Origin of the sequence: Pseudomonas sp. Snoq117.2, from assembly GCF_900110545.1 — a bacterium.
Lineage (GTDB): Bacteria > Pseudomonadota > Gammaproteobacteria > Pseudomonadales > Pseudomonadaceae > Chryseomonas > Chryseomonas benzopyrenica.
The window spans coordinates 1114470-1131292 of sequence record NZ_FOED01000001.1 but is presented as its reverse complement, the minus strand read 5'-3'; the positions used below and the strand labels follow the sequence as shown (position 1 = coordinate 1131292).

The following is a 16823-nucleotide window of genomic DNA, read 5'->3' as shown; positions in this document are numbered from 1 at the left end:
CCTAATCCGCCGGACGTAGTAGGGCCACCTCGGCAGCGGTGAGCGAGCGATAGGCGCCCTCCGCCAGCGCCGGATCCAGGGGCAGCGCGCCGATACGATCGCGGTGCAGGGCGATGACCTCGATGCCGAAGCGACCGAACATGCGCTTGACCTGGTGATAGCGGCCCTCGACCAGGGTCAGGTAGGCGCTGTGCTCATCCAGCAGCTCCAGCTGGGCGGGCTGGGTGGTGAGGTCTTCGTAGGCGAAATAGAGTCCTTCGGCGAAGGCGGTCACCAACTGCGGTGGGATGACCTCGGCGGTGGTGACCCGGTAGCGCTTGGTCTGCTTGTGGCGGGGATGACTGAGGCCTCGCGACCACTGGCCGTCGTTGGTGAGCAGCAGCAGGCCGGTGGTGTTGAAGTCCAGCCGGCCGGCCAGGTGCAGGTCGGCGCGCTGGTCCGCTGCCAGGCAGTCCAGCACCGTGGCATGGCGGGCGTCGACGGTGGCGCTCACGCAGCCACGTGGCTTGTGCAGCATCAGATAGCGACCGCCGGGACCGTCCTGCAGCAGGCGTTCGTCGGCCTCGATGCGATCGAAGGTGAACACCTCCTGCTCGGCCTGCTGGGTGGTGGCGCCATTGACCCGCACCCGGCCTTCGGCGAGCAGACGGCGGGCCAGTTGGCGACCCAGTTCGGGTCTGTTGCCCAGCCAACGGTCCAGGCGCATCAGCGGGATTCGCGCGCAATACCCGCCGCGCAGGCCGGGCACAGGCAGCGCTGGTTGCGCTCGTCCTCGGGCAGGCGCGTCAAGGCCGCTGGATCGACCGGCGTCTGCAGGCACCAGCAATCGTGGATCTCGCCACCGGTGGCGAGGGCGCAGCTATTGGCCTTGCCGCACAGCGGGCAGCGGGTGGGATCGCAGGGGATGGGTGATGCAGCCATGGTGATCTCGTCAGGCGAAGCGGGCGGCAGAGTACCGGAAATTGCGACCTGGATAACGTCTGCTGCCCCGGGTGTCTGCCCAATGTCACATCCGGGGTGCAGTCTGCCACCTGAAGGCTGTTCAGGGGGGCGGTGTAGGGGATCGACGACAGGCTGTCGTCCTTGACCGACCGACCCATCCGCTCACCTTGAGCTAGGCTTCTGCAGCTGTTTCCGTGGAGCCGCAGCCGAACCTGCAAGGGGGCGTGCGATCTCCAGCAGCCTCAGCGCTACCCGTCGGACCACCCGAGGACCCCATGACAATAAACGCCTTGCGCACCCTGATCCGTACCCTCATACCCGGAACCCTGCTGGTCAGCCAGCTGGCCCTGGCCACCGAAGCCGACGTCGGCCAGACCCTGGCCCGCCAGGCCGGCATTCCCTGGCCGGCGGTGATCGCCCATCGCGGCGCCTCCTTCGATGCGCCGGAATCCACCGCCCCGGCCTATCTGGTGGCACGAGAGCTGGGTGCCGACTACCTGGAGCTCGATCTGCAGCGCACCAAGGACGGCCAGCTCATCGCCCTGCACGACGACACCCTGGAACGCACCACCGATGTCGCCAAGCGCTTTCCCGAGCGTGCCAAGGCGCCGGTCAGCCAGTTCACCCTGGCCGAGCTCAAGTCGCTGGATGCCGGCAGCTGGTTCAACCAGGCCCATCCCGACCGCGCCCGAGCCAAGTTCGCCGGACTCAAGATCCTCACCCTCGACGAGGTCATCGACATCGCCGAGGGCGGGCGCAACAAGCCGGGCCTCTACATCGAGACCAAGCAGCCCAAGCTGTTCCCCGGCATCGAGCGCGATCTCAAGGCCAAGCTGACCCAGCGCGGCTGGCTCGGTCAGCCCAAGGCCGGTGCCACCGGTGTCGCCGCCATGCCCGGGCGGGTGATCCTGCAGACCTTCGAGAAAGGCAGCCTGGAGCTGCTGCAAAAGGAGATGCCCAATACGCCGAAGATCCTGCTGCTGTGGCTGGGCGACGACTATATCCCGGCCAAGCCCGGGCCGACCTATGCCGAGTCGGGGGAGGCCAGCAAGGCGGCCTACTACGCCAAGCAGCAGGTACGTTCCGAGGGTGACTTCACCGCCTGGGTCGAATGGGCCAAGGCCCATGGCGCCATCGGCATCGGTCCGTCGGCGGCACTGGAGGAGGGTGGCGACCAGAGCTACGCGGACCTGGTGAAGCCCTGGATGAACGACGTGGCCCACGAGCGCGGCCTGCTGGTGCACGCCTATACCGTGGATTCGGCGGTGGACTTCGCTCGCCTGGCGCCGCGTGGTGTGGATGGCTTCTTCACCAACCGCAGCGCCGAACTGCTGAAGTTCTATGAGCGGCCGGCCAAGCAGGCACCTGGCGCCCTGCTCAAGCAGTTGGGTTATTGAGGCCCGGCGGGGAGGCCTGGCGGTCTCCCCGTCATCACTGGAAGTTCAGCATGTCCCGCCATGCCTTCAACGGCGCCAAGCTGGCACTGCTCTGCGCTGACCAGATCCTGGTCTATCAGCGCGACGACAAGCCCGACATTCCCTGGCCTGGCCTCTGGGATCTGCCCGGGGGCGGTCGCGAAGACGGCGAGACCCCGGAGCGTTGTGCCTTGCGCGAGCTGGACGAGGAATTCGGCCTGGTACTGGATGAAGCTCGGCTGACCTGGGGTCGCTGTTATCCACCGCGCCAGCCCGGCTATCTCCCCAGCTGGCTGTTCGCCGGAGAACTGCACCCGGCCGAGATCGCTGCCATTCGCTTTGGCGACGAAGGCCAGCACTGGCAGCTGATGAGCATCGTCGACTTTCTCGACCATCCCCAGGCCGTGCCTCATCTGCAGGCGCGGCTGCGGGACTACCTGGGCGAGCGGGAGGAGAACGGGCCGGCGTCTCTTAATCCCGGCTGAATGAACGCGCGATAATCGAGCGCGAGCGGCGGGCCCAGCTTAAGCTTTCTCCAGGCCCATCCGGGCCGTCCTGGAGATCTCCCCCATGCGCCATCTTCTCTTGGCGTCGCTCTGTGCCCTGACCTTCACCGGCTGCACCGTCTACGACACGTCCCCACGCTATTACAGCCGTCCGGCGCCGCCCGCGGCGGTCTTCTACGGCACGCCGGCCTATCCGCCGCCCGCGGTCATCGTGCGGCCCTATGGCTACGGCTACTACTATCGACCGGCCCCGCCGCCACCGCCTCACTGGGGGCCGGGTCCCGGTTGGGGACCGCCGGGCTGGGGGCCGCGTCCGGGTTATGGTCCGCCCGGCTGGGGCCCGCGCTATGGTCCGCGCTGGTAGCGGGTTTGACAGGGGCAGCCAGCTTTCCTAGGGTGCTGCCCTTGTCTTGACCAGGAAGCCCCGAATCGTGGACGACGATCGCATCAAGCTCGACCCCCAATGGAAAGCCGCGCTGCGCGACGAATTCGAGCAGCCCTACATGCGTCAGCTGAGCGAATTCCTCAGGCGCGAAAAGGCGGCGGGCAAGGTCATCCATCCGCCCGGTCCGCTGATCTTCAATGCCCTCAATACCACCCCTTTGGATCAGGTCCGGGTGGTCATCCTCGGGCAGGATCCCTATCACGGGCCGGGCCAGGCCCACGGCCTGAGCTTTTCGGTGCAGCCTGGCGTGCCGGCACCACCGTCGTTGCAGAACATCTTCAAGGAACTCAAGCGCGACCTGAACCTGCCCATTCCCAATCACGGCTATCTGCAGCACTGGGCCGAGCAGGGCGTCCTGCTGCTCAACACCTCGCTGACCGTGGAGCAGGCCAACGCCGGTTCCCACGCCAAGGCCGGCTGGCAGCGCTTCACCGACCGTATCATCGAGGTGGTCAGCGCCGAGCGCGAGAATCTGGTGTTCCTGCTCTGGGGCAGCCATGCCCAGAGCAAGCAGACGCTCATCGACCCTCAGAAGCACCTGATCCTCAAGTCGGCGCATCCCTCGCCGCTGTCGGCCCACCGCGGCTTCATCGGCAACGGCCATTTCGGCCGCACCAACGAATTCCTGCGCAACGCCGGCCTCACCCCCATCGACTGGGCGCTGCCGCCACTGTCCTAGAGCGGTTCAGGCGTTTACACCTTGTAATCCTCCGGCGCTTGTTGACTGACCGGTCATCCGGGACAGTCGAGGCACGTCCCACACCGGAGAGAGCCCATGACCGAAAACAACAACAAGGTCGCGCCCACCCCCTCGGCGGCCGATCCGTCGCAACCGCCCCGCGGTACCCTGGCGCGCTGGAAACTGGTGGGCCCGGGCATCGTGGTCGCGGTGACCGGGGTCGGCGCCGGCGATCTGGTCGCCACCCTCATCGCCGGCTCGCGCTTCGGCTATGCCCTGCTCTGGGCCGCGGTGGTGGGCTGCATCGTCAAGATCGCCCTGGCCGAAGGCTCCGCGCGCTACCACCTGGCCACCGGCTCGACCATGCTCGAAGGCTGGCGCTCCCTGGGCATCTGGACCTACTGGTACTTCGGCATCTACATCGTGCTCTGGGGCTTCGTCTATGGCGGCACCGCCATGAGCGCCACGGCCTTGCCGCTGGCCGCGCTGTTCCCGGACGTGCTGCCGTTCTGGGCCTGGGGCGCCCTGTCGGGCATCGCCGGCGCGGTCTTCGTGCTGCTCAATCGCTATGCGGTGTTCGAGGCGGCGATGAAGTTCTTCATCGGCGTGATGTTCGTGGTGGTGGTGGGGCTGGCCATCCTGGTCATGCCCAACCTCGGCCATGCCGTCACCGGCCTGGTGCCGACCATCCCCGAAGGCTCGGCGATCTACACCCTGGGCCTCATCGGCGGCGTCGGTGGCACCATCACCATGGCCGCCTATGGCTACTGGGTGAACGCCAAGGGTTGGCGGACTCCGGCCTGGATGGGCGTGATGCGCCTGGACAACCAGGTGGCCTACATCGCCACCGGCATCTTCGTCATCGCCATGCTCATCGTCGGCGCCGAGTTGCTCTATACCGCGCAGATCACCCTTTCCAGCGGCGATCGCGGCCTGCTCGACCTGGACGAGGTGCTGGAGCAGCGCTTCGGCCCGGTGGTCTCCACCGTCTTCCTGATCGGCTTCGCGGCGACCACCTTCTCCTCGATCCTGGGGGTGTGGCACGGCGTGTCCCTGCTGTTCGCCGACTTCGTCCGCCAGGCCACCGGTGGCACCGGCGACCGGGGTGATCTGGAGAAGACCCCGGCCTTCCGTTTCTATGTGCTCTGGCTGACCTTCCCGCCGATGGTGTTGCTGCTGCTCGGCCGCCCCTTTGGCCTGATCATCGCCTACGGGGCCTTTGGCGCCTTCTTCATGCCGTTCCTGGCCCTGACGCTGATCTGGCTGCTCAACTCCAAGCGGGTGCCCAAGGAATGGCGTTCGGGCTGGCTGTCCAACGGCCTGCTGGGGCTGGCCGCGGCGCTGTTCATCGTGCTCAGCCTGAACGAGATAGCCCGGTTGTTCTAGGGCTGCGCTGCTAGCAGGCCGACCCGGCTGGCGCGCTGGTCGGGACAGGCTGCTGGTGGCACCTCAGGCACCAGACCACCCCCACGATCAGCAGGCCGATGGCCAGGGCTTCCAGCAGCGTCGGTAACCGCCACTGCCAGAGAAAGCCGTAGAGCAGCGAAGACAGCGTTTCGATGACGATGGCCTGGCCGCTCAGGGTCAGCGGCAGGCGGCGACTGGCCTGGTTCCAGCAGAAGCCACCGACCACCGAGGCGAGCAGCGCCACGCCGGCGGCTACCACCAGCGGCTGCACCCAGTCCTGGGGTGCCCGTACCAGCAGTTCCGGCCCCAGCAGGAAGGGCGCGGCCAGCAGCGCCTGGAGGCCGGTCACTCCGCCCAGCAGCAGGGCCCAGTCGTGGCTGCCGATGGCAGTCACGGTCAGGTGACGGGTATTGGCTACCGCGAACCAACTCCAGGCCAGCAGGGCGCCGCAGGCGCAGAGCAAACCCAGGGCCGGTTGGGCGCCCAGGGCCGTGACGGTCAGCGCCTCGTAGCTGATCAGCCCCACCCCGAGCAGGGCACAGGCCATTGATGGCCATAGGCGATCGACACCCACGGCCCCGGTGTCAGCGCGCGCGGCCAGGGCTATCAGCAGCGGAATCAGGCCGACGATCAGGGTGGTCGAGGCGATGCCGGCCTGCTGCACCCCGGCGCCTACCAGGGCGTAGTAGCCCAGGTTGCCGATCAGGCTCAGCCAGAACAGCCGTCTCCCATCGCTACGGGTGAGTTGTGCGCGCAGCCTGTGCCAGCGTGGCAGGAGCAACACCAGCGAGACCCCGCCGTAACAGAGAAAGCGCAGCACGGCGAACTGGGTGCCGCCGAGATCGGGCACCAGCGCCGGGGCGAGAAAGATCACGCCCCAGCACAGGCCTGCCGCGACCCCATAGCCAATTCCCGTTGCCGATACCCGTCGTTCGCTCATGTCACTCGCCTTCGCTGTTTCGGCAGCAGTCTGGCGATAGCCTGAGGGGTGGGTCTTGCGCGAGGCTCCGGCGTTTTTTACCCAGGCGTGCGCTGGCTGCGCCGCCAGGCGGCGGGGCTGATGCCCTGGCGACGGGTCATGGCCCTGGTGAGGGCGGCCTGATCGGAAAAGCCGACGCGCAGGGCGATCTCGACGATGGGCAGGCGGCTGTCTCCCAGCCAGCGCTGAGCCTGGCGCAGCCGCAGATCGGTCAGCCAGGCCTGGGGTGTCTGGCCGAAGCGCTCGTGGAAAAGCAGGTGCAGGCGACTCAGGCCGACCCCGGCCAGATTGGCCATGGCCGCATTGGTCCAGTCACCCGCAGGCTGGGCCTCTACCCGTGCCAGCAAGAGCTCGAAGGCCGAGGCCGGGACTGTGACGGTAAGGGAGTGCAGGAGCAGGCGCGTGAGTTCGCTGGCGTGCTGGGCGAGGGCTGCCGCTGGAGTCAGTTCGGCAAAGGTAATCAGCTGCCGTGCCGCCGGTGGAATCGGCAGGCCGGGTTGGCGCAGCGCCTGATCCAGCGTCCGGGCCGGCAGCCAGTCGGTGGCGCAGTCGATCACCAGGAAGCGGCTGTCCGGCGCGGACAGCTGCGCATGACCGCAGTCAGGCCCCACCAGGGCCGCGAGACCGGTATGCAGCCGCAACTCGCCTCGACCTTCCAGCTCCAGCTGCATCCCGCCCTGAATGGGCAGCACCAACTGGGCGAAGGCATGGGCATGGGGCCGATGTTCGCCCTCATAGCTCTTGATGGCGAGGCGTGGCGTCACGAGTCACCTTGGGAGAAGGGTAAGAGCCAGGATCTTCGCACGGAATCCAGAACGAGGCGTAGCAGGGGAGTCAGGTATATCGCCTCGCGACCGCGATGGACGCCAGGATGAAAGCGGCGCCGAGAAGCATGCCCATCGTCGGTCGTTCGTCCAGCCAGAGAAAGGCGGCGACCAGGCCGAATACCGGAATGAGGGCGAGATAGAGACCGGCGCTGGCGGCGCTCAGGTGGCGCAAGCCCAGGAGGTAGAGCCAAAAGGGCAGGGCGTATTGTAGAACCCCGGACAGCGCCGCCTCGGCGATCACTGCCTTGTCCAGGGCATCCCAGCGGGGGGTGGCGAACCCCGCGGCGACGATGACCCCTTGCAGCGCCAGGATGAACAACAGTCCAGCGCTTTGTTGCACCAAGGCCAGGCTGGCGGGTGGATAGAGATTTCCCAAGCGCGACGAAGCGATGACGTAGCCGGCGGCGAACAGCGTCCCCAGCACGATCAGCAGATCGCCCCGGAGCGAGGTTGCCGAATTCCCGGTCTCGCTACCGCAGAGGCCGATCAGCGACAAACCGATCACGGTGCTCAGCAGACAAGCGAGCAGGCGTCGCCGAGGACGTTGCCCCAGTAGTAGCCAGCCCAGCAGGACGATGAACATGGGTTCGGCCGAACCTATCACCGCGGCATGGCCGGCGCTGGTCAGGGAGAGACCGGCGAGCCCTATCCCATAAGCCAGCCCTGGTTCGAGCACGCCTGGCCAGGCGGTACGCAGCAAGAGCGGCCACGATGCCGGCCGGCGGCTCTCGCACGATGCGAGAATAGCCAGAAAGAGCAGACTGGCTAGCAATTGGATCGGCAGCAGGGTCGCGGCGGGCACCTGTTCCAGCAGGTCGCGGCTGGCGACGGTGGCCAGGCCCCAGCAGGCTGCCGAACCTATCATGGCTAGCGTCGCCAGACTGCGGTCGCGCTTGAAGGGGATCGCTTGGGTGGCTGTCATTTAAGCTAGGCTCGCATTCTGAGAAGTCATGGGGATGAAGCTGATGAATAGTAACGTGTTTTTAAATGTATGCAGAACACATATATTATAGCCATGAACGAAGCGCAACTGGAAAATCTCTTGGGGGCCTGCGCTCTGGCCGTGGCCGATGCCCAGACCCAGGCTTTACAGCAGGCGAGTGGCGTCAGCAGCGCCGGCTGTACCGTGCTCAATGCCCTGGCTCAGTATCCCGGCCTGACGATCCGTGAGCTGGCGGCCATTGCCGGTCTCAGCCATTCGGTCATGGTGCGGACGCTCGATGCCCTGGTCGGTGCGGGCCTGGTCAGTCGCCAACCTGGGCAGGATCGCCGTGAAGTCCAGGCCAGCCTGACTTCGGCGGGCGAGGTGCAACGTGAGCGGCTGATCGCGGCGCGAACGGCGGTATTGACGCGGGCGCTGGATGCCGTACCCCAGACCCAGCGGGACGCCTTGCAGCAGGCCTTGGCAGCCATACTGGCCGCGCTGACGACCGGCGCGCAGCAGGCCGATCATCTCTGCCGCTTCTGCGATGAGTCTGCCTGTGGCTCGAGTTGTCCGGTAGCAGCCGAGGTCGAGCACTTGGCTGCCAAAAAAGCCTAGTCGGCGTTACGGCAAGCGCCTTTTCGAAGGCTGCCGCGCGTCAGCCAAGGGTTATTAGGTCTGCGCTACCGGCCATTCTTGCGCCAGCACCGCGTAGACGTACTCGTCCCCCCACATTCCGGCGAAGCGGTCGTTCTCGACGAAGTGGGCTTCCCGGCGCAAGCCCAGGCGTTCCACCACGCCTATCGAGCCCTGATTGAGCACGTCCAGGCGAGCGAAAATGCGGTGCAGGCCTAGCTCCGCGAAACCGAAGGTGAGTAATCGCGCAACGGCCTCGGTGGCGTAGCCCTGGCCTGCCTGTTCAGGATCGAAGATGTAGCCGACCTCAGCTTGCCGTGCGTCCACGCTTGCCAGCTTGAGCAACACCTCGCCCAAGACCCTGCCATCAGCCTTCCTGACGACGGCCAACCTTAACTCGTCGCCCGTCGTCTCGAAGCGGGGCTGCTGCAGATCGCGGAAACGCTCGACGAGCGCCGCTGGGGTAGGGGGCTCGCTACAAAGATACCGGTAGACACCCGGCTTGCTGTGGTAGGACGCATAGGTCTCAAGATCAGACGGTTGGAAAGGCCTGATCGAAAGTCGGGGTGTCGTGAGCGTTAGTTGGGCGAAGTCCAAGAGCGGGTTCCTGAGCGATCATGGAACCCGGACCTTGCCTTTTATCGCTATCGCTTAACCAGTCAGCGGACAGCTGCTGTTACGAAATGGACATCAAGAGTGGCTGGACCTCAACGCACCGGCTGCAACGGCAACTCCACCTCGCCACCGCTGTTCAGGTCCACCACTACCGGCTCCTGGGTCAGGTACAGCGGGCGACCGCCTAGCAGGATGCGGCCGCTGAGCAGGTAGCGCTCGCCGTTCTTGACCTTGGCCGGAGCGTAGTCGAGGCGGAAGGGCACCTGGTCCTGTTGCTTGACGAACAGGGTGCGCTGGGCCAGCCGGCCGGCGGGGGTGTCGCCGGCGCTGGCGCTGTAGAGGCTGACGGTGAGCTTGGCGGTGGGCGGCACCGGCTCGTTGGCGGTAAAGGTGGCCTGGCCGCTGAGACTGGTCATGCTTGGCTGGGCGGGTACGCCAGGGGTGGTGGTCTGTGGCTGCTCGGTGGGCGGCAGCGGCTGGCCGCTCGGCGGCGGTGGTGTCGCGGGACCGGGGCGCAGCCCGCTACAGGCGCTGAGCAGCAGCGAGGTGGCGAGCAGAGCGGCGATTCTTTTCATGGCTAGATCCTGGACTGAAATCGACTGCTGTGACCCACGGACGCCGGCTTAGTTGCCGGCGACAACGGGTGTTTCCGGATCCGGCAGGTCCGGGGCGTCGGGGCGGTCCAGGGCCACCTGTCGGATCGACAGGCGAATCTCCGCCGGCAACACCCGCTTGCCGGCACCCTCGGCCAACTCGCCGAGCAATTCATGGTGGCCCAGGGTGCCGTCGTCGGCCTTGCGCAACACCCCCTCGGCCAGCAACGTCTGAATGAAATGGCGGAACAGCGACTTGTCGAAGAATTCCGGCGCATTGAGGCCGTGCAGCACCGACAGCCGCTGGGCCATCACCGTGCAGAGTTCTTCCAGCTGCGGCGCGGTCAGGCTGTTCTGGCCGTGGTTGAGGATCAGCGCGGTGGTCATGTAGTAGCGCTGCAGGGTCTGCAGGATGGCCCGCGCCAGCAGGGTGAGGCGGACGAATTGCCGCGAGCTGGGCGCGGCGCGCACGAAGACGTCGTCCTCGATACGCAGCAGGCCGCGCTCCACCATGGCTTCCAGCCAGCCGTCCAGCACCAGGGGCAGCTCCTCGCGCTCCCAGTGGATGAACAATTCGGCCTGCAGATAGGGATAGAGCGCCAGGGCGAATCTATGGATCAGCTCACGGGTCATGCGCCCGGTGTTCTGGAAGAAGCTGGCGATCAGCGCCGGGATGGCGAAGAGGTGCAGGACGTTGTTGCGGTAGTAGGTCATCAGCACCGCGTTCTGCTCGTCCAGGTAGAGGATGCGCCCCAGGGCGTCCTGCTGCTCGGAGAGGAAACCCAGGGCGCGCACCTCCTCGATGATCGCCTGGCCGTCGCCCTCGGGCAGGGTGACGCTGGTGGAGTAGGGCACCCGCTTCAGCAGATCCAGATAGAGGTCGATGGCGCGTACCAGGGCGCCTTCGTCGAGGGCCTGGCGATGGGTCGAGAGCAGCGCCAGGGCCACCAGGTTGACCGGGGTGACGGCCGCCGCAGCATTGATGCGGCGTACCACCCGCTCGCCCAATTCGTGGGTGACCGAATTGAACCAGGCGGGCTTCAGGTCTTCGTCGAGGGGTTCGTCGCGCCAGCCCGGACGGCGGGCATCGAGAAAGCCCTGCAGCGGAATGGGTTCGCCGAAGTTGACCCAGACCCGGCCGAAGCGCTGGCGCAGGGCGCCAAACACCTTGACCAGGTCGAAGATGGATTCCTTCTTTTTCGCCGCGCCGCGCAATTCACCCAGGTAGGTGCGGCCCTCGAAGACCTTCTCGTAGCCGATGTACACCGGCACGAAGACGATGGGCCGCCGGGAGTCGCGCAGGAAGCTACGCAGGGTCATGGCCAGCATGCCGGTGCGCGGCTGCAGGGTGCGTCCGGTACGCGAGCGACCCCCCTCGACGAAGTACTCGGTGGAGAAGCCGCGGCTGAACAGGCTGTGCAGGTATTCGTTGAACACCGCGGCATAGAGGGCGTTGCCCTTGAAGCTGCGCCTCATGAAGAAGGCGCCGCCACGGCGCAGGATATTGCCCACCACCGGCATGTCCAGGTTGATGCCGGCGGCGATGTGCGGCGGCGTCAGGCCATTCTGGAACAGCAGGTAGGACAGCAGCAGGTAGTCGATGTGGCTGCGATGGCAGGGCACATAGACCACGGTGTGACCGGGCGCCATCTCCTGGATCCGCTCGATGTGGCTGACCGTGACGCCATCGTAGATGCTGTTCCAGAACCAGCGCAGACCCACGTCCAGGCAGCGCACCACCGGATAGGAGAAGTCCGAGGCGATCTCCCGCGCATAGTGCGCCGCCTCGTCTTCGATGCGCCCGGGGGTAGCCTTGCGCTGGGTGATCTCGTGGGCGATGGTCGCCCGTACCTGGGGCGCCCGCAGCAGGCCGCGCAGCAGGGTGCGTCGGTGCGACAGGTCCGGGCCGATCACCGCCTGGCGCACGTTGCGGAAGTGGATGCGCAACCGCCGCATCACCAGACGTTCCAGGCGCTGTGGATCGGGGCGCTGGCTGGCCAGTTCGCCCAGCGACAGTGGCTTGGAGAACTGCACCCGAGTCAGCCGGCCCAGCACCAGGATGCGCGCCAGCTTGCGCAGCCGTCCGGTCACCACCCAGTTGTCCGCCCAGAGCAGCTTCCAGGGACTGGTCTCGCGATCCGGCGACTGGCCCCAGAAGACGCTGACCGGTACCAGCTGGACGTCTTCCAGCTGCTGCTCGGTCACTGCGGTCACCACCCGGCGCAGGGTAGGAGGTACCGAGCGCCGGGCGGGGCGCCCGCGCCAGTTCGCCTTGCCGGTGGCGTTGAAGTAGGCCAGTGGTTCGGTCTTGCTCCCCAGCACCAGCGGGCGTAGCGGTCGTGGCAGGCCGGCCTTGCGGCATTCCCGGTCGAGCACCGCCAGATCGCTCAGCGAGGCCTCGGGCAGTACGTAGAGCACTGGTTTGGTGGGATCGATGCGGCTGAGCAGGCTGGCCGCCTGGGTGGTCTCGGAGCGAACCCAGAGATAGAGCAGGCGCTTGAGCAGCGAAAAGGCCAGCAGACGCAGCGGCGAACGGTTCATGGAGGGCTACCGGGTGGACGGGGCGGCAGTGTGCCGGATGGCCTGGCGGGCGTAAAACCACCCGTGTTGTTCTGACTTCGACCCGGCAGTCGGCGCCTTGTCCCCAGCGTCGAAAAAATGCCATTCAAATCGTCGACAATCCGGCGCTGGCGTGGCTTCCAGCCGTGATGGCACTGTGCGTAAAGAACGTTGCTTTTGCCGGAAAAGCCCTGCTTCATAAGGTTTCGGCAACGTGTTGCCGATGGTCGGATACGGGCCAGCCTGGTGACCGGTCCGATGCGCGATCCGTACCGATACAACAAAGCGACCCGGTCGCCCAGGCTGTGGCGAGCGGGGATAGGAAATCCAGAAAAGCTTCGGAGAGATGTGATGGGTGAGCAACGCGAAACCGGGACCGTCAAGTGGTTCAATGACGCCAAGGGATATGGATTCATTCAACGCGAGGGCGGCGCCGACGTGTTCGTTCACTACCGCGCCATTCGTGGTGAAGGCCACCGCTCCCTGGTCGAAGGCCAGCAGGTGGAGTTCTCGGTGATCGAAGGCCAGAAGGGTCTGCAGGCCGAAGACGTCGCCCGGCTGTAAGAGCCTATTCAAAGTCTGCTGCGCGTCGGCCAAACGGCGTTGAAAATGGCTTCGGAATGCTCATTTACCACTCGTAAACTCCGCTTCCTCAGCCATTTTCGCCTTGTTTGTCTCTAGCTCGCGAGCCTTTGAACAGGCTCTGAGCCCGCTTCGCGAGGAGCGCAAAGCTCCTCGCGCCTTCAGTTCACTCGGTGCGCCAGACGATTTCCTCGACGCCCTCGTCCGTCACCTTCAGCCAGCGATCGGCGGTTTCTTCCTCTTCTTCCTCGCTCCAGCCACTCGGGGCGCAGCGTACCTGCACCTGCAGGGCCGCCTGGGCGTCGCGGGCACAGGCCAGGTCGTCCACCCAGGGCGAGACATCGCTTTCCAGCAGCAGGCTGTGCCACTTGCCCACCGCCTTCGGCAGCCAGGTGACTGGAATGGGCTCGCCACCATAGCGCAGGGTGCACTTGAAGGTCTGCCCACGCGCCTGCCAGGCGCAAGGCATGGCGAACACCTGTTCGAGCCAGGCCGAGACGGCGTCCTGGTCGACGTCCTTTAGGTAGATTTCGATATCGGGCTGGCGCATGGGGCTTAGGCTCCGGATTTGACGATCCAATCGTAACGTACTGCCACCCGCACCTCGAAGGGCTCGGCGAGAACCCGCTCGCGTCGCTCGGCGTTGACCCGCCAACCGTGGGGCGTCATGGCCAGCAGGTCTTCGCGGGTCTGGCGCTCGGTCAGCGGCAGCACGAATTCGAGCCCTTCGCTGTGGGCCAGTTCCAGACCTGGCGGCAGATCCTGCAAGTGCTTGTCTTCGGCATAGTCGCGCACCTCGTCATAGAGCCGCTGGCGCAACTCCAGCAGGTGGGCGCTGGCCGGACCCAGGCGCAGGATTCCGCCGCCCGGTGCCAGCACGCGCAGGGCTTCGGCCCAGTCGATGGGGCTGAAGACACTGGCCAGCAGCTGGCAACTGGCGTCCGGCAGCGGCAGACGCGCCATGCTCGCCACCAGCCAGGTCAGCGCCGGGGTACGTCGGCAGGCGCGGCGCACCGCCTCACGGGAGATGTCCAGCGCATAGCCGTCGGCTGCGGGCAGGGCCTGGGCCAGACGCGCGGTATAGAAGCCTTCGCCACAGCCCACGTCGATCCAGCGCTGAGGTGCGCGTTCGGCGGCCAGCTGCGCCAGGCGCTCGGCCAGGGGCGCATAGTGACCGGCATCGAGAAAGCGCCGGCGCGCCTCGACCATCGCGGCGTTGTCACCCGGATCCAGGCTCTTCTTGTGCTGCACCGGCAGGAGGTTCAGGTAGCCCTGGCGGGCGCGGTCGAAACGATGGCCGACGGCGCAACCGACGCCACCCTCGAGTTCGGCCAGCGGGGCCTGGCAGAGCGGACAGATCAGCTTCATGCCAGCAACCGCACCAGGGTGCCGTAGTAGACCTCGGTCAGCAGATCCAGGTCGCTGGCCAGGACGTGCTCGTCCACCTGGTGGATGGTGGCGTTGACCGGACCCAGTTCCACCACCTGGGCGCCCAGGGTGGCGATGAAGCGGCCGTCCGAGGTGCCGCCGCTGGTGGAGGCCTCGGGGCGATAGCCGGTGACCGCCTCCACGCTGGCCGAGACGGCGTCGAGCAGGTCGCCCGGCTCAGTGAGGAAGGGTAGGCCGGACAGCGACCAGTCGATGTGCCAGTCTAGGCCGTGGCGATCGAGGATGGCCTCGACCCGGGCCTGCAGGCCTTCCACGGTGGATTCGGTGGAGAAGCGGAAGTTGAACAGTGCCTGCAGCTCGCCCGGCACCACGTTGCCGGCACCGGTGCCGGAATTGAGGTTGGAAATCTGGAAGCTGGTGGGCGGGAAGAAGGCGTTGCCGTCGTCCCATTGCTCGGCGGCGAGATCCGCCAGGGCCTGGGCCGCCAGGTGGATGGGATTGCGCGCCAGGTGCGGATAGGCCACGTGGCCCTGCTTGCCGCGCACGGTCAGGCGGCCATTGAGCGAGCCGCGGCGACCGTTCTTGACCACATCGCCCAACAGCCGGGTGCTGGAGGGTTCACCGACGATGCACCAGTCCAGCCGCTCGCCGCGCTCGCGCAGGCGCTCGACCACGGCACGAGTGCCGTGCAGGGCGGGGCCTTCCTCGTCGCTGGTGATGAGGAAGGCGATGGCGCCGCGATGGTCCGGATGGTCGGCGACGAAGCGCTCCACGGCGATGATCATGCTCGCCAGACTGCCCTTCATGTCGGCGGCGCCGCGGCCACGCAGCATGCCATCGGCATCCACGTGGGCATTGAAGGGCGCCTGCTGCCAGGCCTCCAGCGGGCCGGTGGGCACCACGTCGGTGTGGCCGGCGAAGCACAGCACCGGACCCTCGCCGCCACGGCGGGCCCAGAAGTTATCCACCTCCTCGAAGCGCAGCGGTTCCAGGGCGAAGCCCAGGCGCTCCAGGCGCTGCATCATCAGCGCCTGGCAGCCTTCGTCCAGCGGCGTGACCGAGGCCCGGCCGATGAGGTCGCAGGCGAGTTCCAGAGTGGGGGTGAGAGCGGTGGTCATGGCGGGTCCCGGGAGGCGGCTAGGGTTCAGGGGGAGCGGTATGGTAAAGGAAAACCTATACTGTGGCTTTTGTGGAAAGCCTTCATGACGTTCGATGAACAACGCTTCGGCGGGATCGCCCGGCTCTATGGGCAGGAGGCCGTCGAGCGCCTGGCCGCCAGTCACGTCGCCGTGGTCGGCATCGGCGGAGTGGGTTCCTGGGCCGCCGAGGCCCTGGCCCGTAGCGGCGTCGGTCGCATCAGCCTGTTCGATCTGGACGACGTTTGCGTCAGCAACACCAATCGCCAGGTGCACGCCCTGGACGGCCAGGTGGGGCGACCCAAGGTCACGGTGATGGCCGAGCGCATCCAGGCCATCAACCCGGCCTGCACGGTCAAGGCGGTGGCGGACTTCGTCACCCGCGAGACCATGGCCGACTACATCACCGAGGAGCTCGATCTGGTGCTGGACTGCATTGACAGCGTGGCCTCCAAGGCGGCGTTGATCGCCTGGTGCAAGAGACGCAAGATCGCCATCGTCACCACTGGCGGTGCGGGCGGCCAGATCGACCCCACCCAGATCCAGGTGGTGGACCTCAATCGCACCTACAACGACCCCCTGGCCTCGCGGGTGCGTTCGCTGCTGCGCCGCGACTACGGCTTCTCGCGCAATCCCAGCCGCCACTACAGCGTGCCCTGCGTCTTTTCCACCGAGCAGCTGCGCTATCCCAAGCCGGACGGGAGCGTTTGCCAGCAGAAGAGTTTCGTCGGCGAAGGCGTGCGCCTGGACTGCGCTGGCGGCTTCGGCGCGGTGATGATGGTCACCGCCACCTTCGGCATGGTCGCCGCCGCCCGCGCCGTGGACAAGCTGATCCAGAAGCCCAAAGGTTAAAGCTCTCGTAGGTTGGGTTGAGCGCAGCGAAGCCCAACGCTGCCCAGGTCGAGCCCGCAATGTTGGGCTTCGACGATGGAGCCGTCTCAGCCCAACCTACGTCCTGACGACGAGTGGGCGCTTTGGTAGGTTGGGTTGAGCGCAGCGAAGCCCAACGGTGCCCAGGTCGAGTCCGCATGTTGGGCTTCGGCGATGGAGCTGCCTCAACCCAACCTACGTTCAGAGGACGATGGTCGCTTCGGTAGGTTGGGTTGAGCGCAGCGAAGCCCAACGGTGCCCAGGTCGAGCCCGCATGTTGGGCTTCGGCGGTGAAGCTGCCTCAGCCCAACCTACGTCAGC

Annotated in this window: 19 protein-coding genes; 8 read left to right on the top strand and 11 right to left on the bottom strand. The window is 66.5% G+C overall.

Features of this window, described 5'->3' with window-relative positions:
* Nucleotide 1: 1 nt before the first annotated feature.
* Both BMZ43_RS05555 and BMZ43_RS05550 read right to left on the bottom strand, forming a co-directional pair.
* Nucleotides 2-706, bottom strand: a complete 705-nt coding sequence (locus BMZ43_RS05555; protein WP_017641723.1) for a pseudouridine synthase — start codon at nucleotides 704-706, stop codon at nucleotides 2-4.
* On the bottom strand, nucleotides 706-921 hold the full coding sequence (locus BMZ43_RS05550; RefSeq protein ID WP_017641724.1) for a cysteine-rich CWC family protein: 216 nt from the start codon (nucleotides 919-921) through the stop codon (nucleotides 706-708). The genes BMZ43_RS05555 and BMZ43_RS05550 overlap by 1 nt, the downstream gene beginning before the upstream one ends.
* Nucleotides 922-1217: 296 nt before the next feature.
* Here BMZ43_RS05550 and BMZ43_RS05545 point away from each other — a divergent pair, with 296 nt between their 5' ends.
* From BMZ43_RS05545 to BMZ43_RS05525, 5 genes are all read left to right on the top strand, one after another.
* A complete protein-coding gene (locus BMZ43_RS05545; protein WP_037064265.1) occupies nucleotides 1218-2339 on the top strand; it encodes a glycerophosphodiester phosphodiesterase in 1122 nt (373 codons plus the stop codon).
* 50 nt (nucleotides 2340-2389) lie between these two features.
* Nucleotides 2390-2842 (top strand): NUDIX hydrolase, encoded by a 453-nt coding sequence (locus BMZ43_RS05540; RefSeq protein WP_093250767.1) that lies wholly within the window; start codon nucleotides 2390-2392, stop codon nucleotides 2840-2842.
* An 85-nt stretch (nucleotides 2843-2927) separates the two neighbouring features.
* On the top strand, nucleotides 2928-3227 hold the full coding sequence (locus tag BMZ43_RS05535; RefSeq protein ID WP_093250764.1) for a hypothetical protein: 300 nt from the start codon (nucleotides 2928-2930) through the stop codon (nucleotides 3225-3227).
* Between the two features lie 64 nt (nucleotides 3228-3291).
* Nucleotides 3292-3987, top strand: coding sequence for a uracil-DNA glycosylase (ung, locus tag BMZ43_RS05530; protein ID WP_093251015.1), 696 nt, complete (start codon nucleotides 3292-3294; stop codon nucleotides 3985-3987).
* A gap of 96 nt (nucleotides 3988-4083) precedes the next feature.
* Nucleotides 4084-5373, top strand: a complete 1290-nt coding sequence (locus tag BMZ43_RS05525; protein WP_093250755.1) for an Nramp family divalent metal transporter — start codon at nucleotides 4084-4086, stop codon at nucleotides 5371-5373.
* 10 nt (nucleotides 5374-5383) lie between these two features.
* Here the strand turns inward: BMZ43_RS05525 and BMZ43_RS05520 are convergent, their stop codons facing one another.
* The 3 genes from BMZ43_RS05520 to BMZ43_RS05510 all read right to left on the bottom strand — a co-directional run bounded on the left by BMZ43_RS05520 (nucleotide 5384) and on the right by BMZ43_RS05510 (nucleotide 8122).
* Entirely contained in the window at nucleotides 5384-6334 is a 951-nt protein-coding gene (locus tag BMZ43_RS05520; protein WP_143075231.1) for a DMT family transporter, read from the bottom strand.
* Nucleotides 6335-6411: 77 nt separating this feature from the next.
* Nucleotides 6412-7137 carry an AraC family transcriptional regulator gene (locus BMZ43_RS05515; RefSeq protein WP_093250735.1) on the bottom strand — a complete coding sequence of 242 codons (726 nt, stop codon included), beginning with the start codon at nucleotides 7135-7137 and terminating at the stop codon, nucleotides 6412-6414.
* A 70-nt stretch (nucleotides 7138-7207) separates the two neighbouring features.
* Complete coding sequence (locus tag BMZ43_RS05510; protein WP_093250732.1) at nucleotides 7208-8122, bottom strand: DMT family transporter; 915 nt, start codon at nucleotides 8120-8122, stop codon at nucleotides 7208-7210.
* Between the two features lie 93 nt (nucleotides 8123-8215).
* Here BMZ43_RS05510 and BMZ43_RS05505 point away from each other — a divergent pair, with 93 nt between their 5' ends.
* Complete coding sequence (locus BMZ43_RS05505) at nucleotides 8216-8740, top strand: MarR family winged helix-turn-helix transcriptional regulator (RefSeq protein WP_177344773.1); 525 nt, start codon at nucleotides 8216-8218, stop codon at nucleotides 8738-8740.
* Between the two features lie 54 nt (nucleotides 8741-8794).
* On the opposite strand, the gene BMZ43_RS05500 is transcribed toward BMZ43_RS05505, so the two are convergent.
* The 3 genes from BMZ43_RS05500 to plsB all read right to left on the bottom strand — a co-directional run bounded on the left by BMZ43_RS05500 (nucleotide 8795) and on the right by plsB (nucleotide 12507).
* Nucleotides 8795-9355, bottom strand: coding sequence for a GNAT family N-acetyltransferase (locus BMZ43_RS05500; RefSeq protein ID WP_093250724.1), 561 nt, complete (start codon nucleotides 9353-9355; stop codon nucleotides 8795-8797).
* 110 nt (nucleotides 9356-9465) lie between these two features.
* Nucleotides 9466-9948: a YbaY family lipoprotein gene (locus BMZ43_RS05495; protein WP_093250721.1), complete on the bottom strand. Its 483-nt coding sequence runs from the start codon at nucleotides 9946-9948 to the stop codon at nucleotides 9466-9468.
* A 48-nt stretch (nucleotides 9949-9996) separates the two neighbouring features.
* Complete coding sequence (gene plsB, locus BMZ43_RS05490; protein WP_093250716.1) at nucleotides 9997-12507, bottom strand: glycerol-3-phosphate 1-O-acyltransferase PlsB; 2511 nt, start codon at nucleotides 12505-12507, stop codon at nucleotides 9997-9999.
* 369 nt (nucleotides 12508-12876) lie between these two features.
* Between plsB and BMZ43_RS05485 the strand changes: the two genes are divergently transcribed.
* Complete coding sequence (locus BMZ43_RS05485) at nucleotides 12877-13089, top strand: cold-shock protein (RefSeq protein ID WP_017641736.1); 213 nt, start codon at nucleotides 12877-12879, stop codon at nucleotides 13087-13089.
* A 184-nt stretch (nucleotides 13090-13273) separates the two neighbouring features.
* Here BMZ43_RS05485 and BMZ43_RS05480 read toward each other — a convergent pair whose 3' ends face one another.
* Genes BMZ43_RS05480 through dapE form a run of 3 tightly spaced genes read right to left on the bottom strand, consistent with a single transcriptional unit; the run spans nucleotide 13274 to nucleotide 15614 of the window.
* On the bottom strand, nucleotides 13274-13657 hold the full coding sequence (locus BMZ43_RS05480; RefSeq protein WP_064307967.1) for a hypothetical protein: 384 nt from the start codon (nucleotides 13655-13657) through the stop codon (nucleotides 13274-13276).
* 5 nt (nucleotides 13658-13662) lie between these two features.
* Entirely contained in the window at nucleotides 13663-14475 is an 813-nt protein-coding gene (locus BMZ43_RS05475; protein ID WP_017641149.1) for a putative RNA methyltransferase, read from the bottom strand.
* Nucleotides 14472-15614, bottom strand: a complete 1143-nt coding sequence (gene dapE, locus BMZ43_RS05470; RefSeq protein ID WP_093250712.1) for a succinyl-diaminopimelate desuccinylase — start codon at nucleotides 15612-15614, stop codon at nucleotides 14472-14474. Before dapE ends, BMZ43_RS05475 begins: the two co-directional genes overlap by 4 nt.
* 84 nt (nucleotides 15615-15698) lie before the next feature.
* On the opposite strand from dapE, the gene tcdA reads away from it, so the two are divergent.
* Nucleotides 15699-16484, top strand: a complete 786-nt coding sequence (tcdA, locus tag BMZ43_RS05465) for a tRNA cyclic N6-threonylcarbamoyladenosine(37) synthase TcdA (protein WP_017642560.1) — start codon at nucleotides 15699-15701, stop codon at nucleotides 16482-16484.
* Nucleotides 16485-16823: the final 339 nt, after the last annotated feature.